The sequence below is a fragment of the Agrobacterium burrii genome (assembly GCF_017313405.1).
In the GTDB taxonomy this organism is placed as follows: domain Bacteria; phylum Pseudomonadota; class Alphaproteobacteria; order Rhizobiales; family Rhizobiaceae; genus Agrobacterium; species Agrobacterium burrii.
The window spans coordinates 20548-46762 of sequence record NZ_JAFLNA010000011.1 but is presented as its reverse complement, the minus strand read 5'-3'; the positions used below and the strand labels follow the sequence as shown (position 1 = coordinate 46762).

The window sequence follows — 26215 nt, the reverse complement described above, 5'->3', positions numbered from 1 at the left end:
GGGAGGATCGCGCATGCGTCTTTTTACCTTAGCGGCTGCGTTTATTGCCGGTTTGAATGTCTCACCTTCACACGCCGCATCTTTGCGGGTTTCACCAGTCATTCTGGATTTAAGAGCGCCCGCGGCGGCGTCCAGCCTGCGCATATGGAATGATGCGAAAACGCCCATCAACGTTCAGGTCAGGATATTCCGCTGGACCCAGCAAAACGGCTCAGACGTCTACACCGCGGCAGGGGACGTCGTCGCCAGCCCGCCAATGACGCAGCTGAAACCGGGCGCCGAGAACCTTATCCGCATCGTCCGGCTTTCCAAAACCCCCATCAGGGCGGAAGAGAGCTATCGCGTCATCGTGGACGAATTGCCCGCTGCGGGGAGACCCCAGTCCGGCACCGTCAATCTGGTCGTTCGCCACTCCATACCGGTTTTCTTTTCGCCCGCTTCCACAGGCGATGCCGAGCCGGTCTGGTCGATAACGCCACAGGGCAAAGGTTACAGGGTGTCCGTTGCCAATAATGGTCAGAAACGGATACGGATCGCCAACCTGAAAGTTCTGGGCAGCAACGGGCAAGCGGTTGCCCAGCAGCAGGGCCTGGTGGGCTACGTGCTCGGCAAATCCGGTGCAAGCTTTCTTGTTCCGGCAACCGGCGGCAAAAAAGCTGGTGGCGCACTGAAGATTTCGGCTGAGAGCGAAGGCGGCCCCGTCAATGCGACGGCGCGCGTCAACGGCGGCTAACCTTGCCGTTTTGACGATTGCAGGTTTGACGATCTTTTCATCGAGCAGTTTATCCGTGGCGCAGGATTTGCCCCCTGCGACGCCGCCCGCTTCTTTTGCCGCAAAAGAAGCCGGGCAATTGCAGCTCGAAGTCTACATCAATGATGTTTCAACGGAACTGATCGCCACATTTCGTCAAAACGACGCCGGGTCGCTTCTTATCGAACCGGAGCAGCTGAACAACATCGGGATTTCTCCGGTTGAAAACGCTGCAGGCGATGATGGCTGGATCGATGTCTCCAGGCTGCCGGATGTAGTGACGCGTTATGATGAAAGCACGCAGTCGGTCCATTTCACCCTGCCCACGGCGGCACGGGCGAGCAAAGTCATCGACGCATCCGGCAGGAGCGCTGAGGAGGAAGACGAGGATGTGCAGGAAAAGGCCACAAGCGATTTTGGAGGTCTGGTGAACTACACGATCTACGGCTCGTCCGGCGGCAGCAAATGGTCGGACCTGACCGACTTCAACGGTGTCTCCGCCCTTTTGGAAAGCCGGGTGTTCGGCCCGCTGGGCGTGCTGTCTTCGTCTCAGGTCTTGAGCACATCCCGCCTGTCGCAATTCGACACCCAGCGCCTCGACACCACCTGGAGCTACTCCGATGAGGACAGCCTGACGACATACCGGGCCGGAGACCTGATCACCGGCGGGCTGAGCTGGACACGTCCGACGCGGTTGGGCGGTTTGCAGATCCGCCGAAACTTCGATCTGCGGCCGGATATCGTCACCATGCCGATGCCTGAATTTGCAGGCTCCGCAGCGGTACCTTCCACCGTCGATGTCTATGTCAACAATATCCGCCGCCTGTCGCAGGAGGTTCCCGAGGGGCCATTCTCCATCACCAATCTTCCGGTCATCAGCGGTGCGGGCAATGCAAGACTGGTGGTGCGGGATGCGCTGGGGCGCGAAACCGTGTCCGAAACGCCTTTTTATACCTCGCCGGATCTGCTCGCGCAGGGTCTCATCGATTTTTCGGCCGAGCTTGGCTTTGCCCGGCGCAATTACGGCACTTCGTCTTTCGACTATGATGACAGACCACTCGGTTCTGCGACGGTGCGTTATGGATTGTCGGACGGGTTGACGCTGGAGGGTCACGCCGAAGGCGGTGAGGATTTCTACAATATCGGCTTCGGCGGCGTCTTCACGCTTGGAGCCCATGGGCTGGCGGCGATTTCGGGCGCATCGAGCCGTTTCGGCGCGGAAAACGGTTATCAGCTTTCCGCGAATGTCGAAGCCGAATTGCTTGGAGTACGGTTGAACGCCCGCTCGCAACGCACATTCGGCGACTATAACGATATGGCATCCGTTTCCGCCGATACATCGAAAGTCCGCACGATAGCCGGCCTGCTCAGTGCGCGGCCGCCGCGCGCGCTCGACCAGATTTCCGTTTCCAAGCAACTCGGTTTCGATGAGACGAGCCTTAACTTCTCCTACACACAGCTGGAAACTTTCGATGAAAGAAAATCCCGGCTGCTTGGCCTTTCCGCCACGCGACCCTTCGGCGAAAACGGCAATATCTTCATCACCGCTTATAAGGACCTCGAGGACAGCCAGTCCTACGGCATCTATGCCGGCCTCTCCTGGTCGTTTGGCGGCGGCGTCTCCGGTTCGGCCGGCATGTCGTCCGATGCGGACGGATATTCCCTGACGGCCGAAGTCGGAAAATCCGAGGAACAGGCGGAGGGAAGTTATGGCTGGCGTCTGCGCGGTTCGATGGGGGGCAACGATATCGCCTCCGCCTCCGGCAGTTATCGCGGCAGCGTCGCACGTGTGTCGGCCGGTGTCGATCAATTCAACCGCACGACACAGGCCTATGCCCAGATCGACGGATCGATAGCGCTGGCCGGCGGCGATGTCTTTATTGGAAACCGGATCGATGACGCCTTCGCCGTCGTGGATGCCGGCGCGCCCGGCGTCGATATTCTGCTGGAAAACCGCCCCATCGGCCAGACGAACCGACGCGGAAAGATACTGCTTCCAAACCTGCGGTCCTATGACGTCAACAACATCACGCTGGACCCCAGCAATCTTCCCGTCGATGCCCGCATCGACACGACAAAACAAACGGTCACACCGACAGAGCGCACGGGAGCAGTCGTCAACTTCAAGGTGGAAACCGGGGGGCAGGTGGCGCTGGTGACGCTGAAGGACGAAAGCGGCCAGTTTATCGAGACCGGATCGACCGGCAAGATAGACGGTGAGCGTGACTTCGTCGTCGGTTATGACGGACAGGCCTATCTCGATAATATCGGCGAAACACATCGGCTTTCCATCACGCAACCCACGAAGGGAGAGTGCGAAGCGCAGATTGCCGTTTCCCCTGCCGCCAAGACACGCGCCACCCTTGAAGCCATATGCAGGAGCGTTCAATGAAGGTTCTGACCCGCGCTGCCCTCGCCATCGCCGCTTTCCTGTTCGGGACACCGGTTCTGGCGCAAAGCTGCAGCTTCAGCATGTCGGACATGAGTTTCGGCTTCGTCAACCTTACAAGCGGCAGCGCCGTGGATACAACCGCAACATTGTCGGTCACCTGCTCCAACCCTTTGTCGCTGGCACTTTCCATCCGCATCTGCCCCAACATCAACGCCGGCAGCGGCGGGCAATCGGGCGGTATCCGACGGATGCTGCAAGGCAGTAACATCCTCAATTATCAGCTGTACCAGAATTCCGGACGCACAACGCCCTGGGGCTCGGTCACCCAGCCCGCGCTCGGATCACCTCCGCCTATCGATATGGCGCTGCCCCTCCTCCTCAACAGCACGAGCCGTACCGTTTACGGCAGGATTACCGCCGGTCAGGCCGCCGCAGCCCGTGGCCCCTACCTCTCCAGCTTTGCCGGCGCCGAAACCAACTTTACCTATACGTCATTTCTTTTATTGGCACCGAACTGCTCCGACATAACCCAGAACCCGACACAGGTGCCATTCAACGTTACGGCTGCGGTATCACCGACCTGCATTGTCTCGGCGCAAAACATCAATTTCGGCAGTCATGGCGTTCTCAACACCGCAGTCGACGCAACGGGGGCCATCGCTCTTACCTGTACCAGCAACCTGAATTACAGCGTCGCGCTCAACGGCGGCCTGAGCAACAGCCCACCGGCTTCGCGCCAGATGGTACTGGCCGGCGGATCGATAACCTACGGGCTCTATCGCGACGTCAACCGCACGAATGTCTGGGGAAGTACGGCTGGCCAAATCACCACCGGCACCGGAACCGGCAGCCTGCAGACACTGCCCGTCTATGGTCGCGTCCCGGCGCAGAACACACCAGCACCGGGAATCTACAGCGATACCGTCGTTGTGACGGTGAGTTACTGAGTGATGTACCGCGCCGATTACCCATGCAGCGCCGCAGTAAGCCAGGCCGCCGCGCGGTCGATCGCCATTGTCCTTCGCGACTTGATCGGCAGAACAACGTTGTAGCGGGCGCCGGAAGGCATTCGGGTGTCATCAAAGGGTGCCCTGATCGCCAAAAACTGGACCGTTTTTGATTGGAGTTTTTCGCGCCAGAATCCCGGCGCGGATCAGCGAGGCGACCTATTTCAATTGGCGTAAGAAATATGCAGGCCTTCTGCCTGACGATATGCGTCGCCTGAAGGCTTTGGAAGAGGAGAACAGCCGCCTGAAGCGGATTGCCGCCGACCTGACGCTGGACCGGGAAATGTTGCAAGACGTTATCCGCGCAAAGCTCTGAGGTCTGCACGCAAGCGTAAGCTGATCGGCGGGATGCAGGTTGATTGGGGGATTTCGATTGACGGGCTTGCAAAGTCCTGAGGTTCGACACCTCGAACTACCACGAAGTTGAACGGCAGGGGGTCGTCAATTCCGGTGTCGGGAGCGCGTTGAGGCAACCGTGTTAGGGCCTTCAGACAGGTGAGTGGGTCGACGCCACAGGCGCGACGAGTAAGCATCAGGCTGCAGATCACCGCGCTGGCCTTGGCGCCCTCGACGCTGTCGCTGAACAGCCACGATTTTATTCCGGTCGCAAAAACTCTGATATCGCGTTCAAGAATGTCGTTGTCGATCGGCATTCTGCCGTCACTGGTATAGCGCGTCAGAGACGCCCACTGGTTTAGAGCGTGGGACACGGCGTCATCCAGCTTGGTGTCCGGGAAGACCTTTGGCGCAATGTTGTCGAGCCACACCTTTAGGGCGTTCAGGAGGGGCAAGCTGTGCTGTCGGCGGAAACGGCGTATACAGTCGACCTTCGTCTCCCCGGCATATGGGATGTTGTCTCCTGCCTGCTTTTCGATCCGGTAGAGTTGCTCGAAGAACCGGAGTGCCTGTTCCGGCGGTACGCCGGCCCGCTCGAAGGTCTGGGCAACGCGGTAGAGCGGTGCGCCATCGACGTATTTGTGAACAAGCGTGAAGGCCAGCGTTGAAGCCGTAGCAATGCTGCCAGGCAGGGGTCGTGTCGGCATCGGAGCGATCACGACAGGCGTGTTGATCCCCCGTGCGGTCGCAATGGCGGCAAGCGTACTTGAGCCGAACATTCTGCAGAGCCTTGTTGCCCCATCCCAGATGGGGCTCGACCCAGTGAGCGCGTCGAAAAATTAAAATATTAAACTATCGCCATTGCGTATTTCTCAGATTATTTGTAGTAATAATTAGAGGTATATTGTTTATTTAGAATATTATTTGAAAAATTGAAAAAATACTTAGCCGTGATGAAATTCGAGAATTACGCGGCATTGTCGTGTGGAGGCACGTCCAAACAAGGAAGAGCCGGAATTAGGCCTCCGCGGAAGATACTACAAAAGACCCGGAAGGAAATTTGTGTGACGACATTGGCCCACGATACTGGTTCGCAACGTTCCGAAAGCGAAAATGTCGCAACTGGTTTGCGCGTTCGGCTGCTTGAAGAGCGCGATACGACCCAGGTGCGCGAAATCATGAAGCAGCATCACGCTTCGACAGTTTTTCGCGATCAGGCATTTTCGGACTGGAAGCTCAACGAGCATTTCAATCTGATCCTGTCACGCCCTCCGCGCATGGTTTGCCCTGTGGCGCTTTGGAATGGCCGGCCGGTTGGCGTGGCATGGGCAATTGCCGATTCCTATATGCTGAGCGATGGGCCTTTGTTTGTAACCGTACAGGTCATTGCTGTGGATTTGACGTTGCCTGCAATCCGTCGTGCGAAAGTGTTTCTGGCACTGGTGGCGGCCATCAAAAAATGGGCCGCGTCTCTCCATGCAAGCCACTCATTCATTCACGTGACAACCGGCTCGCGTATTGAGACAACAGATCGGTTGATGAAAGCTGCGGGGGCTATGTTAGTGGGTGGGGCATATGTTACATAAAATTTCGAGTTTATTTTAATAAATATCATTATTATCAAAAAACACGGAATCCGCATGAAAAGGATAGCCATATTATTCGGATACACTATATATATATTATTTATTTCCTTTTTTGTACTCATTGTTGCGGGATTGTTGTGGTACGGGTTCACAGACTTAAGGGGATCTCAAACATATTTCGAGGGAAACCCTGCTGAGTACCATCTTTGGGCCAATCGCCATGTAAGGACAGCTACACCGGATATGATAATCCAAGATTATTATAATAATGGGTTTAAAACTGTATGTGTATTTCCGAATGATGAAAGCGATCCAAAGCAAAGTGCAGCTTTCGAAGGAATCTCAATAAAAAAAATAGTTGGCGGTGAGGATGTTGATGTTTTCCCGCTTGGTTATCTTTTTCGTGTTTACTGGGTCAATAAATCTGGTGAAGCAATCGTGTGGAACTTTGATGAGCGTCGATTTGCTATCTCGTTTGGACCGGAACCACGGAATCACGACAAATTTGGTTGCAGGTTTGATTTGGTTGCTCGTGTTTCTTTTACAATTAAGGACGGAATTGTGGCGGCGTACATAAGTGATAACCATTTGGGGATAAGTGATGGATTGGTGGAGTGACGTTAAAGAATGGTCTTATAGCAACTTTACCCCTGCAGGTTGGGAAGATTGGGCCAAGTCTCAAAACGCTCACTATCAAGACGCAGCGGTAAGTTTGAATTCTAAAAACAATTTAGGATTTACCACGGAGAATATGGACTCATTGAAGCACACTATCGCCGCAGCTTATGGGGCCAACGCTGAAGGTAGATTTACTACAAGTCTTAGAGGATATGGCAATGAGATTGTTGCCGGAGCGAAAGGGAGAGACGGGTGGAATGAACACATCAAAGATATGTATAATAATGAGGTGGGGATGGCCGCGGCTTCGTGGCTGAAAGGCAGTCTAAATCGACCGGCCACCAACGCAGACATTGATGTTGTAGTAAGTCGACTAGCCAGAGCCGGCGAAATCGAGCGATCTGCTACCAAGTCAGAAGGTAGTTGGGGAAACGCGTTGAAGGCGGTCGTCTACCTTGGCGTTCCATTGAATTATGCCGCCCATCGCAATGTGTATGCTGCCTTAGACAAAATGAAACCAGACATCCTCAATGAGTTGAAAATGTCAGCTCAGTGCTTCCCTGCTGATGTTCTCATCACATCCGGCTCCGGCAAATCTGTATTCATATCCGACCTTCGTATCGGCGACGTCGTTTTAGCTTTCGATCCATCAACTGCCCTTGGGCGCGGCGCCTTCGTGCCGCGTCGGGTTACGCATCTGTTCCGCAATGTGACGACGTCTTGGCTGAAACTGACGTGGCAGGAAGCCGGCGAACCGCATGAACTCATCTGCACCCCCGGCCACCATTTTCTCGATCAATTTGGCAATTTCCCACCAATCGAAGAATTGATAGCGGCAGGCCGGGCGACCCTCGTTCTAGCATCGGGCGAGCTTGTCGAGGTTTCCGCCGAGCGCATTGTTTATTCGGTCGAGACGGCTGATCTGTTCGAGAAGGCCAAAGTCCAGGGCGCGGTGGCGGGCGCCACCGCCTTTCAGCCCGTTGTTGTAGAGGGCTGGCAGACTTATAATTTCGAAGTTGAGGACCTTCACACCTACGTTGCTGGTGGTGTGCGAGTTCACAACATTTCCGCCGATTGGGCGCACGATGAGGATCGAGCTCTTGCAAAAACCCTACAGGCTCTCGTTGTCAGTAAGGTACCTATCGAATATGCGGTTAGCCTCGGGCAAGGCGTCAGGGGTGTTGATGAAGATCGACGGACGGGGCAGCTTGTTGGCTTTACAACGGCCGGTCGCGCCATTCCATTAGATCGTACGGTTTATACTACTTTGCTTGCCGAGCGTGGCGGCGAGACCGCTTCTACCATAGACCGAGCTGAAATCGCAGCGCGCGGAGCAATAGAAAGAGGCGCTAGCAGATCTGATGCTCGAGCGGCGGCCTATGGCGAGGCGCAAAGGTGGGGTCTCGATACATACGAAGGCTTTGACCAAGTAATAGACCGTGCGATGAGACAACAAGCTGCTTCTCGAGGGACGAAAACCGGCGCGCAACCGTCCGGTTCCTCCGGCAAGGGCGGCGGCGGTGACGGCCAGTCGGAAAATTCCAGATCCTCAAGTAGATCGGAATCGTCCTCCGGCAGTTCCGGCAAGCCAATTCTTCTCGATCTAAACGGCGACGGTCTTTCCATTGACAGGCTGCGTGAATCCTCACAATTCATCGATTTTGACGGCGACGGTTATCTGCGACGCACGGCTTGGGCACAAAATGGTGACGGCGTACTCATTCTGGATGCAAACGGCGATGGCGTGATCACAAGGTCCAGCGAATTTGTATTTACGGATTGGGACCCGTCAGCTTCCGGCGATCTGGAAGCCGTCAAGAATGTTTTCGATACGAACCGGAATGGCAAGCTCGATGCTGGGGATACGCGTTGGAATGCGTTCAAGGTGTCGATCAATGGTCAGCTCAAATCATTGAAGGAACTGGGCATCGCGTCCATCGATCTGACGCCCAAAGGTAGCGGGCAGAGTTTTTCCGACGGCTCGGCGATTGTTGGTACGACCACTTTCACGCGGTCTGATGGCAGCACGGGTATGGTGGGTGACGCAATCCTTGCAAACGATCAAAACGACTACAAAATTTCTCGCTCAACCACGAAGAATGCCGATGGCACATCCAGCGAACTGATCGTCGGTTACGCCAAAGACGGCAATGTCGCGTTCCGCAATCTGGTTGGCAAAAGCGCAAACGGTTCGACCGTCACGACGAAATTCGATGATGATGGTGACGGTATTTTTGAGCGCAGCCAGAGCAAGTTTGTTTCGATCGAAATATCCGGAAATCGTATCGAGACCGTCAAGAATTTCAACCCCGACGGCTCTTTGACCAATAGCGATAAAACCGACAGAAGCCCTAATGGGCGAAAAATCACGACAACACTCGACAAGAATGGAGACGGCGCGGCGGACGAACGGCAGCTGCTGGAAAGTTTTGCAGATGGTTCTTCCCGGACAATCACTCAGCAACTGCATCTGGACGGCGCGGCATCGAAAACCGTTATCATAAATGTCTCCGCCGATGGTTTGAGCAAAACAACGTCCACCGATCTGACGGGCGACGGCGTTGCGGACCGTTATGTTTCGGACATCAAGACGTCAGGAAAAACGGCGCAGGAACGGGTGGTTACCGAGCTCGCGGGCAACGGCGCCCTCCTCTCCAAAGAAACCACCACGACCACGACTATCGCAGCCGCTGTAACAACTCTGACCGACAACGATTTCAATGGCGACGGCAAGCGCGATCGCTATGTTCAGGAACGGACATCCACTGATAACGTCGGCGACGTCATCACGAAACGCACGAGCTACAGCAGTAACAACGCCGTTCTGAAAGAGGAAGTTTTCCGAGTAACGGCTGACGGGCGTTCAAACTTCAGTTCTACAGATATCGACGGCGACGGCAAAGTCGATACCTATACCTCTGATATCATCGCTTTGGATGCTGCAGGCGCCTGGGTGCGGACCAAGAGAGCGAGAAGCGCCGCCGGACCGCTTCTTTCCCAGTGGACTTTCAAAATGCAGCCTGATCGCAAAAGCTACATAGAAACATTCGATATAAATGGCGACGATTTGTTCGATAAAAGTCTGGTTATGACGACCGGATCCGACGGGGCCACCACCACGACGGAAACACGGTTCAATACCGACCGCTCGGTCGTTTCCCGTTCGTCGATTGTTACGTCATCGAATGGTAATTCTACAACAGTCACGAATGACGCCAATGGCGATGGCGTCATTGATAGTAAGATTGTCACCACGAAAATCACGGCACCTGACAAGAGTTCCACCGTGACGACACAGACCCTGACGGGGAATGGCAAGCTTGTCTCGCAAACGATATCGAAGACAAGCCCTGATGCGACGAGCCGGAACTTTTCCGAAGATCTCGATGGCGATGGAGTTGCCGATCGCCAGACAGTCGATAGCGTCGTGCTCAATAGCGACGGCAGTCCTTGTTTTCAAAACGCATTCTCTGTCTCCTTGTTGCCTATCTAACGTTAGATAGACAACCTACTTATGGATTGCACTTCGCGGATGCAAGCCCTATCTAACATTAGATAGAGAGGATTTTGAGAATGACCGATACGACAGGCGCTATTCTGGATGCCGCGGAAAGACGAATTCGAAGCGGCGGCTACAGCGGTTTCAGCTTCAGGGACGTGGCCGCAGATGTCGGCGTGAAAGCTTCTTCCGTCCACTACCATTTTCCGGCGAAGGAGAAGCTCGCCGCGGCTGTGGCCAAACGTTACACGGACCGTTTCATGGCTGCCGTGGACGCCGAGATCGACCGGGGAACGGGTGCCATAGAAGCCTGGAAACGAACCTTTTTCATCGCTTTGCGGCGTGACGGGCGCATGTGTCTGTGCGGCACGCTGGCGGCGACCTCACACGACCTGCCGGAAGATGTGCGAATGGAAGTGAAACGTTTCTTCCTGCTGGGCATCGAAAAACTGGAGGCTGCCGGCCTGGACAGAGATAAGGCGTTTCATGCGCTGGCGACGCTGGAAGGCGCGATGCTCATCGCAAACGTCCTGGAGAACCCGTCAATATTCGAGAATGGCAGCGCTGCCCTCGTATGAGAGCATGCGCCGGCCAGGGAGGAAAGTCCGCCATGCAGAAGAAAGCGCCGGTCTATCTCAATGCGCTACGCGCCTTCGAAGCCAGCGCCCGGCACGGCAGTTTTTCCGGAGCGGCAGAGGAACTCAACGTTACCGCGGCAGCGGTAGGCCAACTTGTACGCGGACTTGAAGAGTGGCTCGGCATGCCGCTGTTCCATCGCAGCACCTCGGGCAAAACCCGGCTGAAGCTGACGGAGCCGGCGGAAAATGCGCTTCCGGACATTCGCGCCGGTCTCGACCGACTCGGCATCGGGCTGCAGCGCCTGCACGAATCGACGACAAGCGGTATCCTCAACGTCACCGTTAGTCCCGCTTTTGCAGCCAAATGGCTGATGCCGCGGGTCGACCGTTTTCAGGCTAGATGCCCGGACACGGATATCCGGATCGAGACGAGCCTGAAACTTGCCGATTTCAAGGCGCAGAGCCTCGATATCGGCGTGCGCTACGGCGACGGTACATGGCCGGAGCTTATCGCCGAGAAACTGATGGACGAGGATGTTTTTCCCGTTTGCTCGCCCGATTTTCACGCCGCACATGATCTGGCGTCACCACAGGACCTTCAAAACGCGCCTCTCATTCATGATCTGTCCGTTGACCCTTCGGTGGGTTTCATTGGCTGGCCGGCTTGGCTAGAGGCTGCGGGCGTCGCCGGGCCGCCGCCACAACGGGGCATGAGGATCAACAACTCGGCCGCTGTGCTGCAGGCCGCGATAGAGGGACGAGGTATCGCCCTGGCGAGAAGCATTCTCGCCCATGACGATCTCGCCGCCGGCCGGCTACGGAAGCTTTTTCCCAATATCCGGGTGGCCTCGAAACTGGCCTATTATGTTGTCTACCGAACAGAATATGCCGCGCTGCCTAAACTGAAGGCGTTCCGCGATTGGCTATTCGATGAAGCGCAGGCACGTTTCATATCGTGAGATAGTTTTTCTTTCCCGCAACGAAGAAAGTCTCATTTGTCCAAGGGGCGACTTCCGTTGAAGTTTGCGCACGCAAACTGCTGACGGCCGCCGGCCGTGCGCGAACCGAAAGGGAAATCATGGCCTACCTCGAAATTACGCTTCAAATCAAGGAAAGCGACCGCGCCGCTGCCGCGCGCATCTATCAGAAATACAAGCAATCATTCCTGTCTGAGATCGCCGGAGCCACATCCAAGGAGTTATTGATCCGCCCGGATGACGTCCAGGTCCTGCACGGCTTCAACACGAGCGACCACGCGAAAGCCTATCTCGAGAGCGCAATGTTCAACGACGATGTCGTGACAGGATTGAAGCCCTTGCTTGTGGCCGCACCTGAAATCCGCATCTACGAGGTTGTCTGAGGTCTGGCCTAGTGCTGACTTCAGGTTCCAGCAATCAGATGATCCCTATCGGCACCAAACACGTACTCATTGTCGGCGGCGGACTTTCCGGCCTGGTGACGGCCTACAGGCTGCATCGGGCGGGCCTGCCTATCTGCCTGATCGAGGCCCGCAGCCGTCTCGGCGGCCGCATCCTGTCGGCGGGCGAGGACAACCGCCCGTCGGATGACGGCCTCGACCTCGGACCGTCCTGGTTCTGGCCGGACATGACGCCGGAGATTTTGCCTCTTGTCGATGAACTCGGGCTGACATTCGTTCCGCAATACACCGACGGCTTGATGCTTTTCCAGCGCTCGCAAGGCGGAATGCCAGAGCGCTATCCCGCGTTCCGTCAAGAACCATCATCAATGCGGCTGGCGGGCGGCACCGGCGCAATGGTCTCGGCGCTGGCCGCTCGCCTCCCGCAGGATTGTCTGTACCTCGGATCCAGGGTCACCAATATCGCCCGCGCGCAGACCGGCCTTACCGTGACAGTTTCGAAGGCACCAGGTGTTGAAACAATCGAAGCCACACATGTCGTCTTCGCATTACCGCCGCGTCTCCTTGAAGCCACGGTGGAATTCTCGCCACCGCCCCGGAACGCGACACGCGCCCTGTGGCGAGCCACACCGACCTGGATGGCCCCGCATGCGAAGTTTTTCGCCGTTTACGAGCGGCCGTTCTGGCGCGAAGCCGGCTTGTCAGGTGCTGCGCAAAGCATGGCCGGACCGTTGGTTGAAATCCACGATGCGACGACGGCGTCCGGCAAGGCTGCGCTTTTCGGATTTGTCGGCATTCCCGCCCGGAGCCGGATGCAACTCAATGAAAAGGCCCTGCTTGCCGCCTCCATCGCCCAACTCGGCCAGATATTCGGTGCGGAAGCCCTCCATCCAATTGCCACGCTTTACAAGGACTGGGCCATCGACACCCTGACCGCTACGGAGCTTGACCTGACGGCGGCAGGACATCCCGCCGGCGGCCAGCGCGACTGGGTCGATGCTGACTGGAGCAAGTGGATTACCCTCTCCGGCAGTGAAACCTCAGCCAATTCGCCCGGCTATCTGGCGGGAGCCATTGAAGCAGGCGAGAGGGCCGCGGCGAACCTTATTCGCTGCAATTCAGATGTCATTGAACCTGCCTCACCGAAAGGGCAATAGCTCATGAAATCCACCTATAAGGCCGTGCAGATCTCCAGCCCCGGAAAGTTGGAAATTGTCGAGCGGCCGACGCCCTCACCGCCGGCTGGCGAAGTGTTGATCGCCGTGGAAGCCTGCGGGATCTGCGGTGCCGATGCCGGCGACATCGATCGCGCCGACCCGGCGCTTCAGCCGCTCCGGGTGCCGGGTCATGAAGTCGTCGGACGGATCGTCGCTCTCGGCGCCGATACGCCGGCGATCTGGAAAATCGGCCAGCGCGTGGGTGTCGGCCGTCTCGGCGGCCATTGCAACGAATGCGACCAGTGCCGGCGCGGGCGCTTCAATCTCTGCCGCAACCAGCCCGTATTGGGATCGTCGAGGGATGGCGGCTATGCGGAGATGATGACGGCCAGGGCAACCGGGCTTGTATCGATCCCCGACGATCTTTCGTCGGAGGAAGCGGCCCCCATCCTTTGCGCCGGCATCGCCACCTTCAATGCGCTCAAGAAAAGCGGCGCGGAAGCAGGCGATACGGTGGTCGTCCTCGGCATTGGCGGCCTCGGTCATATGGCGTTGCAATATGCCCGGAAGATGGGATTTCGTGTAGTCGCCATTGGCCGCGGTGCGGATATAGCCGAGGTCGCGCTCAGCCTTGGCGCTCACCGATACATCGATACAAATGCCGAAAGCGCGGTCGACATCCTCCGCGGAATGGGCGGCGCAAAGGCGATCCTGACAACGATTGGCAATGTTACAGCGGTCGCCGATCTCATGTCCTCGGTGGCTCCCGGCGGGCGTCTTGTCGTGCTCGGTATCGGCAAGGACCCGCTTCCCGTTTCCACCGGCTTCCTCGTCGGCGGCGAGCGCGGAGTGATCGGCTCGATCACGGGCTCTCCCTTCGAAAACGAAAAGACGCTGGATTTCAGCGTCCTGACCGGAATTCGGCCGATGATCGAAACCATGCCGCTGGAGCGCGCTCCCGAGGCGGTGGAACGCATGAGATCCGGCGATGTCCAGTTCCGGATGGTGCTGACCATGGGAGATCGGGCCGATGCTGATCAATGAAGACCTGACCGTACCCGTCATCGTCCACGCATCCAGGCTGGACTGGATTCCGAGCCCGGCAGCCGGCGTTGATCGACGGATGCTATATCGCGTCGGAGCGGAGGTGGCGCGAGCAACGTCGATTGTACGTTATGCACCGGGCAGCGCATTTCCGCGCCATGTCCACGCCGGCGGCGAGGAAATATTGGTTCTCGAAGGCGCATTTCAGGATGAGCACGGCGACTACCCGGCCGGCACCTATTTCCGCAACCCGCCGGGCACGTCCCATGTGCCGGCATCCATCAACGGCTGCACGATTTTCGTTCGCCTCTGGCAATTTCGTGAAGGCGATGACGTGCAGATCGTCCAACAAGCGGGAGATGGTGTTCAAGGCACCGCGCGCAGCGAAAGCATATCCTCTCGGATACTGTTCGATGACGGTCACGAGCGCGTCTGCATCGAACAATGGCGCCGGAACACACAGGTCCGCGTCGAAAACCCTTCCGGGCTGGAATTTCTCGTCATTTCAGGGAGCATGATCCGGGACGGAGAAATACTGTCCTCCGAATGCTGGGGGCGATTGCCGGCCGGAGCGGATATGGACGTCACCACCGGTGCCGATGGCGTGCGGATATGGCTGAAGCAAGGCCCTCTCCTGCATCCTGACGTGTTGCGCATGCCGGAGTAGGCGCATCGACTGCCGCCACATATGAATAGCTCGATCTGAAGGAATATGACGAATGAACATCGTCAAACCGACCCCCTGCAAGGACGCAGGTTCATCGGAATACAAAACCATTGCCTCAAGAAACGTCTGGATATTGACGGCGGCGCAATCCCTTGGCGGGGCCAACTCTCCCATCGTCATTTCGCTGGGAGGGCTGGTCGGTCAGCAACTGGCGTCGCACCCGGCTGCCGCTACCCTGCCGGTCAGTCTCCTCAATCTCGGGCTTGCTGTCGGAACGCTTCCGGCGGCTGCCATGATGCTCCGGTTCGGCCGCAGGGCGGGTTATCTCCTTGGAGCAATCCTTGGCATCGCAGCCGGTCTGGTGGCGACGGCCGGCATCGTCCAGTCCAGTTTTGCGCTCTTTTGCATCGGCACCTTCCTTGCCGGCTTTTATAGCTCCTACGTGCAGAGCTACCGCTTCGCGGCTACGGACGGTCTCACAGGCGCCGATCGCGACAGGGCGATCTCCCGTGTGATGATCGGTGGCCTGATCGCGGCCGTAATCGGACCGCAACTGGTGATCTGGACGCGCGAAGCTTTTCCGGGTCATTCTTTCGCGGGCAGTTTTCTCAGTCAGGCGGTGCTGGCCGGCCTTGCCATACCGGTCCTGCTATACCTCCGCCGCCCGCCCCTTTCGGGACTGACAAGGGCCGATACGACAGGCGTCCGTCCGCTCTCCGGTATCCTGCTTTCGCCGCGCTATATGCTGGCCGTGGCCACAGGTATCGTGTCTTACGGGCTCATGACCTTTGTCATGACCGCCGCCCCGATGGCGATGGTGGGCCATGGTCATTCCGTCGATTCCGCTGCCCTCGGCATCCAATGGCATGTCCTGGCAATGTTCGGGCCCAGTTTCTTCACCGGTCGTCTGATGGCCCGTTTCGGCAAGGAGCGGGTTGCAGCCGTCGGCCTTCTATTGATCGGCATATCGGCCCTGATCGCACTCGGCGGTCTCGACATCGCGCATTTCTGGGGTTCGCTGATCCTGCTGGGTATCGGCTGGAATTTCGGCTTCATCGGCGCCACGGCCATGGTCGCGGATTGCCATACGCCGGCGGAGCGCGGTAAGGCACAGGGCGCAAACGATTTTCTGGTTTTCGGAACGGTCGCCTGCGCTTCGTTCTTCGCTGGCTCGCTTCTCTATAATTCGGGATGGGGCAGCATCAACAGGCTCGTCCTGCCCGCCGTTGCGATCATTCTTGTACCTTTGGTCTGGCAGGCCGCCCGACTGAAGAAGAGCCGATAAACAGAGCGACAAAAGATGACATCCATATCGATCTGGAGATTGGCGTTGGTTTTCATTGCGACATTCGTCACGACAGCAGCGCCCGCATTCTCCTCGCCATCCGAAGCGAAATCGCTTTGTTCGAAAAGTGAAGCCCTGACCGTGCAACTACCGGATCCCGCGTCGAGCCGCCGCTACGAGATCTATATCAGTCTGCCCGCAGATTATTTGGAGCGTCGAGAAAGAAGCTATCCCCTCGTAGTCATCGCCGATGGCGGGCGCGCCTTTCCAAAGTTGAGCTGCGACGCCCGCCTGCTTGCAGAAAACAGTCAAGTCGAGGAGGCCGTTGTCGTCGGCCTTTCCTACGCGCTCGGCGAGGCGCTTGAGGACAGCCGCCGTCGCGACTACACGCCTGTAACGCTCCCGGGAAGCGGTAGGATTTATGGCGGCGCGGCCGCCTATCAAAACTACCTGCGCGACGTCGTCCTGCGTTATGTCGAGGATCGCTACCGGATTGCATCCGGTCGCCGCATTTTCTGGGGACATTCCTATGGAGGGTTGCTGGGTGCCCATATCCTCCTGACCGAACCTTCGCTTTTCCAGACTTACATCCTCGGCAGCCCATCCTTTTGGTTCGCCGACGAAGTAATCTACAGACTCGAAGACGACTACGCCAAAAGGCGCCACCAACTTAACGCGCATGTACTCTTCTATGTCGGGGGTCTTGAGACGTCTCGCCACGATCCTGCGCGGAAGGGAAAGACGAACGACATGGTGGCCGGCATGCAGAAGTTCCAGTCCCGTCTTCGCTCACGCGGCTACGGGAGATTGAATATGTCCTCGAAGGTCATAGAGGGCACGGACCATATCAGCGCCGTAAGGCCGGGTTTCATGTGGGGACTCCAGGCAACACTCGGCGACTGAACTTCCCGGTTGCGAAAACGAGCGTCCGGGTTCAACTGGCTAACTTGCTTCGGCTCTCGGAAAATATATCAGTGCACGGAGCCCGCCTTCAGCCCGGTTTGAAAGTGTGAGCTGCCCTCCATGGGTGCGAATGATGGACAGGGCGATCGCGAGCCCCAACCCCATCCCGCCTGTTTCCCGGCTGCGTGAACTTTCCAGCCTGTAAAGCGGCTCGAAAACATGCGTGAGTTCCTCTTCGGGAATACCGGGGCCTGCGTCATCGATCATGATTTCAATCGTCTGCGGCGTCTCATGGATTGCAAGCTCGGCGCGGCCGCCATATTTCACGGCATTGTCGATCAGATTGGTCAATGCGCGTTTCAGCGTTGCCGGGTCACAGGCGTAGATGATCGGCTGAGCAGCATCCATACACACCACCGGCAGGCCGGCATCGGAAAGATCGTCCGTCATGCTCTCGATCAGGGCCGCGAGGTCCGTCGGACGGCGGACAGGCTGTTGCGTCGCGCCGCTTGCGAATTCCAGTGTCGTTGCGACCATTTTATTGAGGTCGGCTATGGTCGAGAGCATTTTCTCCCGCTCGGCCGCATCTTCGACATTCTCGACCCTAAGCCGCAACAGCGTCAGCGGCGTGCGGAAATCGTGAGAGATGGCGGCCAGCATTTTCGTGCGATCGTCGATCATGCCGCGCAAGCGCGCCTGCATGGCGTTGAAGGCGCGTGCTGCCTGCCGGGTCTCGACCGTTCCGACCTCCAGCATCGGCGGCGCGTTCAGGTCTTCCCCCAGTCGCAAGGCTGCCTTTGAAAGCGCTGTCAGCGGTGACGATACCCGCCGAACAACCCAGATCGTCACCAGCACGGTTATCGCCGCCATCATCCCCATCGACACGAGGAAGCGCAGGGAAAAGGCGCCGCCGCTTTCGGGCAGAACCGTTTTAAAGGTCAGCCACTGTCCTTGCTCAACCGGAATGGCGACCTGCAATTCACGAAATCCCGCGAACGGACCCAAGCTGCCAAACCCGGACATCATCGGGGTCTCGCCCATACCATGCTGCGCTATCATTCGTTCTGCCATGCCTGCCATCATGCCGCGCGGCCGTGAGGCCGAGACCCGCGGTTCAGAAGAACCGTGCAGCGAGAGGCGCTCGATAAGGACCTGTTTCAGTGCCTCCGCAGCAGATGTGTCGCTATCGGTCAATATCGCCGGGGGCGGCTCTGGCGAAAGCGCGACGTTAAACGTCTCGTCGCTGGAATCCTGCGTGATACGATCCCGCCACTCCGCAGGTGCATCGCGCACGAGCCGTGTCAGGTTCGTGATCCGTTGCGCTATCGCGAAACCGCCGACCGCACGCACGATCTGTCCCCGATCGGCGCTGTATATCCATGTGCCGATGAGATGGGACGCCAACAGACCGGCCAGAAGAATGAGCAAAGTCTGGCCGAACAGGCTCTGTGGAAGCAAGCGCTTCATTCGGATGTTACCTCTGGCACAAACATATAGCCGCCGCCCCAGACGGTCTTGATAATTTTCGGTGTGGCGGGATCGACCTCGAGTTTTTTACGCAGCCGGCTCACCTGCGTGTCGATGCTGCGATCGAACGAGCCGGCGGCCCTTCCCCGGGCCAGATCCAGAAGTTGATCGCGGCTCAGCACCCGTCCGGGCCTTTCTATCAAGACAAGCAGAAGATCGAACTCGCCGGTGCTGAGCGGCACCGCGATCCCGTCTTCCCGCTGGAGTTCCCTTGTGCCGGTGTCGAGACGCCAACGGTCGAAACAATATTGCCTGGCGCGCCGGGTCTGCTCTGACGCCGCATCATTCTCGCTCCGGCGCAGCACGGCCCTTATCCGGGCGATCAATTCACGGCTGCCGAAAGGCTTCGAGACATAATCGTCGGCACCGAGCTCAAGGCCGACGACACGGTCGATCTCGTCTCCCTTGGCCGTCAGCATGATGATCGGGATCGTCGATTGCGCGCGCAACCCGCGACAGAGGGAGAGGCCGTCCTCCCCCGGCAGCATCAGGTCGAGAATGATGAGGTCAATGTGAGCATCCGCCATGACCTTTCGCATCGCCCGCCCGTCGGCGGCGACGCTGGTGCGAAAACCCTCCTTGACGAGCGCGCGCGAGACCAGTTCGCGGATTTCGCGGTGATCGTCGACGATGAGTATATGAGGACTGCTTTGCATGACTTTCAACTTATCCCAATCGTGAAGAGACTGCCGGGAAAAGATGAAACAAGTTTTGCCTGAAAGCCTCTCTGTAACAACTTGTCACAAAAGCGCAGCGCCCTGAAAAACTTGGGTGACGTTTGCCGCGCCAGATGGTGGCCATTGAACGGCTAAAACCACCTGGAGAAAACCATGACCCACAGAACGAAACTCGCCACGATTTCCATCCTCTCGCTGCTCACCGGCGTGACAACAATGGCCCTGTATCACAATTTCCGCCCGGTTCCGCCCTTCCCACCGGCGGGCTTTAACGGAATGTCACTCATGACCGACATGAGGAACGAAATGGGCTGGATGATGCTGTTCGGGCCGCTCGCCATGCTCCTCACCTTCGGCGGCTTTGTTGCCCTGACCGTTTTGCTGATCACCTCGCTTACCCAGTCTCCGGCAAAGCCCGACTGACAGTCGCCGGCTGTCCTTTCATAGCCTTGGTCCTCCTGCCACCTGCGGACCCGACCTCATTGACGGTCCGATTGTGGGAAAAATCGCGAGATTGAACAATGACCCATCCTATCTCACGCCGTAGCTTTCTTGCGGCTTCCGCCGCCACGACCGCTGCACTGTTCTTGCCCGCCCGCGCCGGGGCCGCCCCCAGCGTAGCCACGCTCACTGCCACGACACGCACGATCGAGGTGGCAGGACGCGCCGCCACCGTCATGGGACTTATCAATGCGAAAGGGGAACTCGGACTTACCCTTGACCCCGGGCAACGCTTCCGCGTGGATCTGACCAACGGGCTCGACAAAGAGACGATCATCCATTGGCACGGCCAGATTCCACCCAACGCCCAGGACGGCGTGCCCAATACCAGCCCGATGCTGCGCCCGGGCGAAACGCGTTCTTATGATTATGCCGCGAGAGCAGGCACCTTCTGGATGCACAGCCACATTCCGGCACAGGAGGTCGGCCTTCTGGCTGCGCCGTTGATCGTGCGTTCTGAAGCCGATCTTGCCGCTGACCGGCAGGAGGTTGTGCTGTTTCTGCACGACTTCTCCTTCAAGACGCCTGAGGCCGTGCTCAGCGAAGTGGCAGGCGGAACGGGCATGGATCACGCCGCGATGGGCCATGGCGGCGCACCGGACACAAAAGCGATGCCGGAAATGCCGGGTATGATGGACATGGCGTCCATGAAGACGGATCTGAACGATTTCGAATTTGACGCCTATCTGGCGAATGATCGCACGCTCGGCGACCCGGAGGTGGTGCGCGTCGAACGCGGTGGACGGGTTCTCCTGCGGGCGGTAAACGCCTCGGCCATGACCGCATTCTGGATCGACCTCGGAACCGTGCGCGGACGGCTCGTCGCCACCGATGGCGAAGCCTGCGTGCCGCACGAGGCAACCCGTTTCGGCTTTGCGCCAGCCCAGCGGCTCGACATCGAGATCGACATGCCGGCGGACGGATCGGCGCTGCCCGTGCTTTGCCTTCGCGAAGGCGCGCGGCAGCGGACGGGTATCATCCTTGCGCCCGCACGCGCATCCATTGCCCGGATGGCCGACATGGCGGACACGCAACATCCCGCCTTTTCCCGCAATCTCGACCAGGAGACGGTATTGCGCGCCATGACGCCGTTGATGCAGAGCGAGATCGTTCGACGCCACGATGTCGTGCTGGATGGCTCGATGATGCCCTATCGGTGGACAATCAATGGCCGGGGCTGGGGCGATCGCACCCCCATCCCGGCCCGAACCGGCGAGCGGGTGGAAATAACGTTCCACAACATGTCGATGATGGCCCATCCCATGCACCTGCACGGCCATGTCTTTCAGGTGGTCGGTGTCGGCATGCGGCGGATCGCAGGCGCGTTGCGCGATACTGTCCAAGTTCCGCCGATGAACAGGGTAACCATCGCATTCGATGCCGGCGAAGCCGCACCGTGGATGCTCCATTGCCACCACATGGGACACCTGGAAACCGGCATGATGACGGAACTCCAAGTTCAGGCTTAGCGTGCAGGGGAAAGGGGCGTCTGCTAACCCGGCCGCACGTTATGATTGACATACAGCATCACGGCAAAGGTGAGCGTCCCATCCCCCGTGCGAGTTCGAGGAAGCCTTCGATATAAGACGTCGTCTCCTCGCCACGGCGTACACCGAGATGAATGCTCTTGCGAATTCCCGCTTCGCCAAGGCTGAGCGCCCTGATTGGCAATCCCGCAGCATCTTCCTGCAAAAGCCAATCCGGCAGGACAGTGACTCCCCTGCCCGCGCAAACGAGTTGCAGCATGAGATCGATGGTCTCGGCGGTACGGTGCCGGCGGGGCCGGCAATGGGCAGGAACCAGAAACTGGGTATAAATATCCAGTCGTTCCAGGGTTACCGGCACAGTGATCAGCTCCTGATCGATCAGATCCTGAGGTAACACAAAACGCCGCGCTGCAAGCGGATGTGTTTCGTGTACCATCAGTACCAATTCATAATCGAAAACGGGCGTGAAGAGCAGGTCCGGCACATCGACCGGATCCGGGGTGATGAGTAGATCGACTTCGAAGCCCAGGAGTGCTTCAATGCCATCAAAGCGAAAGGCGGTCCGAACGTCGAAATCGACGTCAGGCCAGTGAGTGAGATAGGGAGTGGCAATGCGCGACAACCATCGCTGGCAGGGATGGCATTCCATGCCGACGCGCAACGCGCCCCTTCGTCCCAACGCGAAGTCGGTTAGAACCCGTTCCGCATGCTCCATCTGCGGCAAAATTCGCTCTGCGACGCTTAGCAGATATTCGCCCGTTTGAGTCAATCGCAGTCCGCGACCGGTTTTCGTCCACACTTTGATGCCGTGGCGCTCCTCTAACTTGGCAATCATATGGCTGAGCGCCGACTGCGTGGCATTCAGCTTCTCGGCGGCGGCGGTGACGCTACCGCGGCGGCTGACTTCCCGCAGGATCGCTAGATGGTGTCTATCGAGCATTATGAAAAAACCTCATCGAATAATGAAATCATACCATTTCCACTCATAATGGATTGCAGCTAACCTTTTCGTCAACAGGTGGATCGATGCCAGCCTGAATGGACGAAAGGACATAGCAGTGACAAAACCGGCGACTGCAGCCCAGCATGCGACACGCAATGGATTTTCTCCGTCGATCTTCGACGAGGTCATTGATCGCCAGAACAGCAACTCGATGAAATGGGCCTATGCGGGCAAGCTGCTGACGCCGGACGAAGCTGCGGCCGATCCCCTGCCAATGTGGGTCGCCGATACCGATTTCAAAGCACCTCAAGCAGTCATTGACGCACTCCATGAAGCCGTCGAACACGGGGTATTCGGTTATCCCGGCGGCGCTACGTCATCCTATGTGGACGCCGTGGTCAGGTGGCAGCAGCGGCGTTTCGGCTGGGATGTGCCGAAGGAATGGGTTCTCCAGACCTCCGGCATCATCACGACGCTGAAGACGGCCGTGCAGGCTTTCTCGGCCCCGGGCGACACCGTTCTGATCCAACCGCCAGTCTACGCGCATTTCCATAACGACGTTCTGCTGAACGGCCGTCATCTAGCCTTTGCGCCGCTCGAATTTACCAGCGACGGCTACCGGTTCAATGAAAAGAGCTTCGAGGCGGCCATACGCGGCAACACGAAAATTTTCATCCTGAGTCACCCCCATAATCCCACCGGAAATGTCTGGTCGGAAGACGAATTGCGCGCAATGGGCGAAATCTGCGCCCGCCATGGCGTGCTGGTCATTTCCGACGAAATCCATGAGGACCTCATCCTCAATCCGGACAGGAAACACATTCCTTTCGCCTCGCTCGGCGAAAAATTCGCGCAGAATAGCATCACCTGCACCGCCCCAAGCAAGACGTTCAATCTGCCCGGCCTGCAAAGCGCCAATGTCTTTGTCCCGAACAGAAGGCTGCGGGAAGAATTGCGCCGTCAGTATGAGCGCAACGTCTTCGAGCTGGTGAACGTCATGGGAATGGTCGCCGCAGAAGCGGCTTACGCCCATGGCGAACCGTGGCTTGAGGAGATGCTGGTTTATCTGCGCGCAAATCACGCACATTTCGCCAAATCGATCAACGCAGCGGACCCGCGCCTGAAAGTCCTTCCGACCGACTCCCTCTATCTGGCGTGGATGGATTGCCGCGGTCTTGGGCTGGATGCCGAAGCGCTCAATAAATTCATGCTGACCAAGGCGCGGGTCTGGCTCGATAAGGGCCAGAAATTCGGGATTGAAGGCCATGGCTTCATGCGCGTCAATCTCGGCTGCCCACGCTCCACGGTCGATGAAGCGATCGAGCGCATAACCGCCGCCGTCGCCGGACTGTGAGGGCGAAGCCAATATCATAGCCTATCGAACACCGCTCGCCGAACGCGGGATCAAACAGGACCGAATGAAATAGGGAAACGCAACCGAACCGGGCCGCGGAGAAATCGGTAAAAGCCACCCGCCGCCGGATCGCAACTGGGAGAATAGCAATGAAAATGACGACTGCTCTTGCCACGCTTGCGGCGGCGACGCTGACGGCCGGTATCGTTTCAGCCGGCACCATGGCCGATGTTCAGGCGCGCGGCAAACTGAATTGCGGCGTGACCACCGGCCAGCCCGGTTTCTCCGCGCCAGATGCCTCCGGCACCTGGCAGGGCCTGGACATCTCCTATTGTCGCGCCGTTGCGGCGGCCGTCCTCAAAGACCCCAAGGCGGTAAATTTCGTTCCCACGACGGCGCAGACCCGTTTTTCGGCTCTCGCTTCGGGTGAAATCGACATTCTGTCCCGCACGACGACCTGGACCTTTTCACGCGATGTCGATCTGAAATTCACATTTGCGGGCGTGTCGTTTTATGACGGTCAAACATTCATGGTTCCCCGGTCTCTGGGGATAAGCTCCGCAAAGGATCTCAACGGCGCAACCGTCTGCATCACCAGCGGAACGACGACAGAACTCAATCTCGCCGAATACTTTAAAAAGAACAACCTCACCTATGAGCCGGTCCCCGTCGAAAACGGCGCTGAAAACCAGCAGAAATATCTGGCCGGTGCATGTGACGTCATGACGAGTGACGGTTCCGATCTGGCCTCGATCCGCTCCAGTTTCGCGAACCCTGATGATCACGTCATCCTCGCCGATATCATGTCAAAGGAACCGCTCGGACCGCTGGTCCGCCAGGGCGATGACCAATGGGCCGACATTGCGCGCTGGACGCTGAACGCTCTGGTCTCCGCCGAGGAACTCGGCATCACCGCCGAGAATGTGACACAACTCGCCGCAAACTCCGACAATCCGGAAATCAAACGTCTTCTGGGCAAGGATGGCGATCTCGGCCGGCAGCTTGGCCTCGACGCGGTCTGGGCCGAACGCGCGATCGCGGCGGGCGGAAACTACGGTGAACTCTTCGCCAAAAACCTCGGTGAGCACACACCGATCAAATTGTCCCGTGGGCAAAACGCATTGTGGGAACAGGGCGGCCTGATGTACGCGCTGCCGTTTCGTTGATGTCTTCGCGGCGCGGGTTCACCGCGCCGCATCGCATGTTACGAACAGAACCTCGCGCAGCCGGCGCGAGCCACGATAACCTTCACGCTACATGGTGAGAACTCATGACTACGAGAAACGCCGCTCGGAACGGGCCGTTTCGCCTGGGCATGCTCCTTCGCGACACCCGTTATCGCAATGGAACGATCCAGGTCATAACCTTCGCCCTTCTGGCAATCGGTCTTTTCTGGCTTGTCGACAACACGGTGCGGAACCTCGCCGCGCTGGGTAAGGATTTCTCCTTTGAATTCCTGTGGCGCACCGCCGGTTATGACATATCACAACGGCCGATCGACTACTCGAGCGCGAGTAATCATGCCCGCGCCGCATTGGTCGGACTACTCAATACCTTGATCGTTGCCGCTATGGCATGCATCACCGCAACTGTTCTGGGCATATTCGCAGGCGTCCTGCGGCTTTCCAACAACTGGATCGTTGGGCGCCTGATGACGCTCTACGTGGAGAGCTTCCGCAATGTGCCGGCACTTCTGTGGATTATCGTCATCGCCGCCGTCATGTCCGAGGCAATGCCTGCACCCACCGATTTCCGCGGCGAGAACGCTCGCGCCTCTATGCTTTTATGGAACAGCGTCGCGGTAACAAACCGGGGAATCTACGTCCCTTCGCCCAGCTTTTCGAGCAGTCTCGGAGAACTCGACCTCCCCTTTGGGTCCATCAGTCTCGATCTGCTGACAATGATTGCCGTGCTTGCCGGCTCGTTCGCCATGCACCGCCTCCTCCTAGACAATGCACGGCGGCGGCAAAGCCGCACCGGCAAGCGTCCCCATATCTGGTGGAAAAGCATCGCCGCTTTCGCGATACCTGTTCTGGCATTGCTGTACGCGCTCGGCTTCCACCTGCAATGTCCTGAGTTGAAGGGACTAAATTTCACCGGTGGCTTGCAGCTTCGAAATTCCCTGATCGCGCTTTGGATCGGGCTCAGCATCTATACCGGGGCGTTTATCGCCGAGATCGTTCGCTCGGGTATTCTTGCAGTTTCGCGGGGACAAACGGAAGCGGCCCATGCGCTCGGCCTGCGGCCGGGACAAACGATGCGTCTGGTGATCCTTCCGCAGGCCCTGCGCATCATCGTTCCGCCGCTCATCTCACAATATCTGAATATCACCAAGAACACATCGCTTGGCCTTGCCGTGGGTTATATGGATCTGCGCTCAACACTTGGCGGCATCACCATCAACCAGACGGGCCGTGAACTCGAGGGAATGCTGATGATGATGCTGATCTACGTATCAATCAGCCTAACCATTTCCTGCGTCATGAATGTCTACAATAATCGTATCATGCTGAAGGAGCGCTGAG

22 protein-coding genes and 2 pseudogenes are annotated in these 26215 nt (G+C 57.9%); 20 read left to right on the top strand and 4 right to left on the bottom strand.

The window, feature by feature from the left end; genetic code table 11:
• Nucleotides 1-13: 13 nt before the first annotated feature.
• The 4 genes and pseudogenes from JZX89_RS19505 to JZX89_RS19490 form a co-directional block, all read left to right on the top strand.
• Complete coding sequence (locus JZX89_RS19505) at nucleotides 14-733, top strand: fimbrial biogenesis chaperone (RefSeq protein ID WP_174374730.1); 720 nt, start codon at nucleotides 14-16, stop codon at nucleotides 731-733.
• Nucleotides 705-3143: a fimbria/pilus outer membrane usher protein gene (locus JZX89_RS19500; RefSeq protein ID WP_207135079.1), complete on the top strand. Its 2439-nt coding sequence runs from the start codon at nucleotides 705-707 to the stop codon at nucleotides 3141-3143. The genes JZX89_RS19505 and JZX89_RS19500 overlap by 29 nt, the downstream gene beginning before the upstream one ends.
• Nucleotides 3140-4090, top strand: a complete 951-nt coding sequence (locus JZX89_RS19495; protein ID WP_207135078.1) for a Csu type fimbrial protein — start codon at nucleotides 3140-3142, stop codon at nucleotides 4088-4090. Before JZX89_RS19500 ends, JZX89_RS19495 begins: the two co-directional genes overlap by 4 nt.
• Before the next feature lie 199 nt (nucleotides 4091-4289).
• A pseudogene (locus JZX89_RS19490) lies at nucleotides 4290-4564 on the top strand (transposase); the annotation flags it as partial.
• A gap of 5 nt (nucleotides 4565-4569) precedes the next feature.
• On the opposite strand, the pseudogene JZX89_RS19485 reads toward JZX89_RS19490, so the two are convergent.
• Nucleotides 4570-5296, bottom strand: a pseudogene (locus JZX89_RS19485) (IS66 family transposase); the annotation flags it as partial.
• 254 nt (nucleotides 5297-5550) lie between these two features.
• Between JZX89_RS19485 and JZX89_RS19480 the strand changes: the two are divergent.
• From JZX89_RS19480 to JZX89_RS19430, 11 genes are all read left to right on the top strand, one after another.
• Complete coding sequence (locus tag JZX89_RS19480) at nucleotides 5551-6072, top strand: GNAT family N-acetyltransferase (protein WP_207135077.1); 522 nt, start codon at nucleotides 5551-5553, stop codon at nucleotides 6070-6072.
• Between the two features lie 54 nt (nucleotides 6073-6126).
• On the top strand, nucleotides 6127-6690 hold the full coding sequence (locus JZX89_RS19475) for a hypothetical protein (protein ID WP_153515654.1): 564 nt from the start codon (nucleotides 6127-6129) through the stop codon (nucleotides 6688-6690).
• Nucleotides 6674-10183: a Hint domain-containing protein gene (locus JZX89_RS19470; RefSeq protein ID WP_207135076.1), complete on the top strand. Its 3510-nt coding sequence runs from the start codon at nucleotides 6674-6676 to the stop codon at nucleotides 10181-10183. The genes JZX89_RS19475 and JZX89_RS19470 overlap by 17 nt, the downstream gene beginning before the upstream one ends.
• Before the next feature lie 80 nt (nucleotides 10184-10263).
• Entirely contained in the window at nucleotides 10264-10767 is a 504-nt protein-coding gene (locus JZX89_RS19465; protein ID WP_207135075.1) for a TetR/AcrR family transcriptional regulator, read from the top strand.
• A gap of 32 nt (nucleotides 10768-10799) precedes the next feature.
• Complete coding sequence (gene gcvA, locus JZX89_RS19460; protein ID WP_207135074.1) at nucleotides 10800-11726, top strand: transcriptional regulator GcvA; 927 nt, start codon at nucleotides 10800-10802, stop codon at nucleotides 11724-11726.
• A gap of 119 nt (nucleotides 11727-11845) precedes the next feature.
• Nucleotides 11846-12127 (top strand): hypothetical protein, encoded by a 282-nt coding sequence (locus JZX89_RS19455; protein ID WP_207135073.1) that lies wholly within the window; start codon nucleotides 11846-11848, stop codon nucleotides 12125-12127.
• Between the two features lie 38 nt (nucleotides 12128-12165).
• Nucleotides 12166-13302, top strand: a complete 1137-nt coding sequence (locus JZX89_RS19450) for a flavin monoamine oxidase family protein (RefSeq protein ID WP_207135072.1) — start codon at nucleotides 12166-12168, stop codon at nucleotides 13300-13302.
• A 3-nt stretch (nucleotides 13303-13305) separates the two neighbouring features.
• Complete coding sequence (locus JZX89_RS19445) at nucleotides 13306-14346, top strand: alcohol dehydrogenase (protein ID WP_174374740.1); 1041 nt, start codon at nucleotides 13306-13308, stop codon at nucleotides 14344-14346.
• Nucleotides 14333-15013, top strand: a complete 681-nt coding sequence (locus JZX89_RS19440; RefSeq protein WP_153515641.1) for a cupin domain-containing protein — start codon at nucleotides 14333-14335, stop codon at nucleotides 15011-15013. Before JZX89_RS19445 ends, JZX89_RS19440 begins: the two co-directional genes overlap by 14 nt.
• A gap of 52 nt (nucleotides 15014-15065) precedes the next feature.
• A complete protein-coding gene (locus tag JZX89_RS19435; RefSeq protein WP_153515640.1) occupies nucleotides 15066-16298 on the top strand; it encodes an MFS transporter in 1233 nt (410 codons plus the stop codon).
• A gap of 45 nt (nucleotides 16299-16343) precedes the next feature.
• Nucleotides 16344-17201, top strand: a complete 858-nt coding sequence (locus tag JZX89_RS19430) for an alpha/beta hydrolase (protein WP_207135071.1) — start codon at nucleotides 16344-16346, stop codon at nucleotides 17199-17201.
• Nucleotides 17202-17240: 39 nt separating this feature from the next.
• On the opposite strand, the gene JZX89_RS19425 is transcribed toward JZX89_RS19430, so the two are convergent.
• Together JZX89_RS19425 and JZX89_RS19420 are read right to left on the bottom strand one after the other, a co-directional pair.
• Nucleotides 17241-18668: an ATP-binding protein gene (locus tag JZX89_RS19425; protein ID WP_207135070.1), complete on the bottom strand. Its 1428-nt coding sequence runs from the start codon at nucleotides 18666-18668 to the stop codon at nucleotides 17241-17243.
• Nucleotides 18665-19384: a response regulator gene (locus JZX89_RS19420; protein WP_153515638.1), complete on the bottom strand. Its 720-nt coding sequence runs from the start codon at nucleotides 19382-19384 to the stop codon at nucleotides 18665-18667. Before JZX89_RS19420 ends, JZX89_RS19425 begins: the two co-directional genes overlap by 4 nt.
• 174 nt (nucleotides 19385-19558) lie before the next feature.
• Here JZX89_RS19420 and JZX89_RS19415 point away from each other — a divergent pair, with 174 nt between their 5' ends.
• Both JZX89_RS19415 and JZX89_RS19410 read left to right on the top strand, forming a co-directional pair.
• A complete protein-coding gene (locus JZX89_RS19415; protein WP_153515637.1) occupies nucleotides 19559-19828 on the top strand; it encodes a hypothetical protein in 270 nt (89 codons plus the stop codon).
• Between the two features lie 98 nt (nucleotides 19829-19926).
• Nucleotides 19927-21375, top strand: coding sequence for a multicopper oxidase family protein (locus tag JZX89_RS19410; RefSeq protein WP_207135069.1), 1449 nt, complete (start codon nucleotides 19927-19929; stop codon nucleotides 21373-21375).
• Nucleotides 21376-21433: 58 nt separating this feature from the next.
• Here JZX89_RS19410 and JZX89_RS19405 read toward each other — a convergent pair whose 3' ends face one another.
• The gene (locus JZX89_RS19405) at nucleotides 21434-22333 is read right to left on the bottom strand and encodes a LysR family transcriptional regulator (protein ID WP_153515635.1); all 900 of its coding nucleotides are present in this window, start codon (nucleotides 22331-22333) and stop codon (nucleotides 21434-21436) included.
• Nucleotides 22334-22451: 118 nt separating this feature from the next.
• Between JZX89_RS19405 and JZX89_RS19400 the strand changes: the two genes are divergently transcribed.
• The 3 genes from JZX89_RS19400 to JZX89_RS19390 all read left to right on the top strand — a co-directional run bounded on the left by JZX89_RS19400 (nucleotide 22452) and on the right by JZX89_RS19390 (nucleotide 26214).
• Nucleotides 22452-23690 carry a MalY/PatB family protein gene (locus JZX89_RS19400; RefSeq protein ID WP_369809572.1) on the top strand — a complete coding sequence of 413 codons (1239 nt, stop codon included), beginning with the start codon at nucleotides 22452-22454 and terminating at the stop codon, nucleotides 23688-23690.
• A 149-nt stretch (nucleotides 23691-23839) separates the two neighbouring features.
• Complete coding sequence (locus JZX89_RS19395; protein ID WP_153515634.1) at nucleotides 23840-24856, top strand: amino acid ABC transporter substrate-binding protein; 1017 nt, start codon at nucleotides 23840-23842, stop codon at nucleotides 24854-24856.
• Between the two features lie 104 nt (nucleotides 24857-24960).
• Nucleotides 24961-26214, top strand: a complete 1254-nt coding sequence (locus JZX89_RS19390) for an amino acid ABC transporter permease (protein WP_207135068.1) — start codon at nucleotides 24961-24963, stop codon at nucleotides 26212-26214.
• Nucleotide 26215 lies beyond the last annotated feature (1 nt).

Coding starts and splice junctions, on each gene's coding strand:
- JZX89_RS19505 (WP_174374730.1), top strand. CDS start 14: ATGCGTCTTTTTACCTTAGCGGCTGCGTTTATTGCCGGTTTGAATGTC.
- JZX89_RS19500 (WP_207135079.1), top strand. CDS start 705: ATGCGACGGCGCGCGTCAACGGCGGCTAACCTTGCCGTTTTGACGATT.
- JZX89_RS19495 (WP_207135078.1), top strand. CDS start 3,140: ATGAAGGTTCTGACCCGCGCTGCCCTCGCCATCGCCGCTTTCCTGTTC.
- JZX89_RS19475 (WP_153515654.1), top strand. CDS start 6,127: ATGAAAAGGATAGCCATATTATTCGGATACACTATATATATATTATTT.
- JZX89_RS19470 (WP_207135076.1), top strand. CDS start 6,674: ATGGATTGGTGGAGTGACGTTAAAGAATGGTCTTATAGCAACTTTACC.
- JZX89_RS19465 (WP_207135075.1), top strand. CDS start 10,264: ATGACCGATACGACAGGCGCTATTCTGGATGCCGCGGAAAGACGAATT.
- gcvA (WP_207135074.1), top strand. CDS start 10,800: ATGCAGAAGAAAGCGCCGGTCTATCTCAATGCGCTACGCGCCTTCGAA.
- JZX89_RS19455 (WP_207135073.1), top strand. CDS start 11,846: ATGGCCTACCTCGAAATTACGCTTCAAATCAAGGAAAGCGACCGCGCC.
- JZX89_RS19450 (WP_207135072.1), top strand. CDS start 12,166: ATGATCCCTATCGGCACCAAACACGTACTCATTGTCGGCGGCGGACTT.
- JZX89_RS19445 (WP_174374740.1), top strand. CDS start 13,306: ATGAAATCCACCTATAAGGCCGTGCAGATCTCCAGCCCCGGAAAGTTG.
- JZX89_RS19440 (WP_153515641.1), top strand. CDS start 14,333: ATGCTGATCAATGAAGACCTGACCGTACCCGTCATCGTCCACGCATCC.
- JZX89_RS19435 (WP_153515640.1), top strand. CDS start 15,066: ATGAACATCGTCAAACCGACCCCCTGCAAGGACGCAGGTTCATCGGAA.
- JZX89_RS19425 (WP_207135070.1), bottom strand. CDS start 18,668: ATGAAGCGCTTGCTTCCACAGAGCCTGTTCGGCCAGACTTTGCTCATT.
- JZX89_RS19420 (WP_153515638.1), bottom strand. CDS start 19,384: ATGCAAAGCAGTCCTCATATACTCATCGTCGACGATCACCGCGAAATC.
- JZX89_RS19415 (WP_153515637.1), top strand. CDS start 19,559: ATGACCCACAGAACGAAACTCGCCACGATTTCCATCCTCTCGCTGCTC.
- JZX89_RS19410 (WP_207135069.1), top strand. CDS start 19,927: ATGACCCATCCTATCTCACGCCGTAGCTTTCTTGCGGCTTCCGCCGCC.
- JZX89_RS19405 (WP_153515635.1), bottom strand. CDS start 22,333: ATGCTCGATAGACACCATCTAGCGATCCTGCGGGAAGTCAGCCGCCGC.
- JZX89_RS19395 (WP_153515634.1), top strand. CDS start 23,840: ATGAAAATGACGACTGCTCTTGCCACGCTTGCGGCGGCGACGCTGACG.
- JZX89_RS19390 (WP_207135068.1), top strand. CDS start 24,961: ATGACTACGAGAAACGCCGCTCGGAACGGGCCGTTTCGCCTGGGCATG.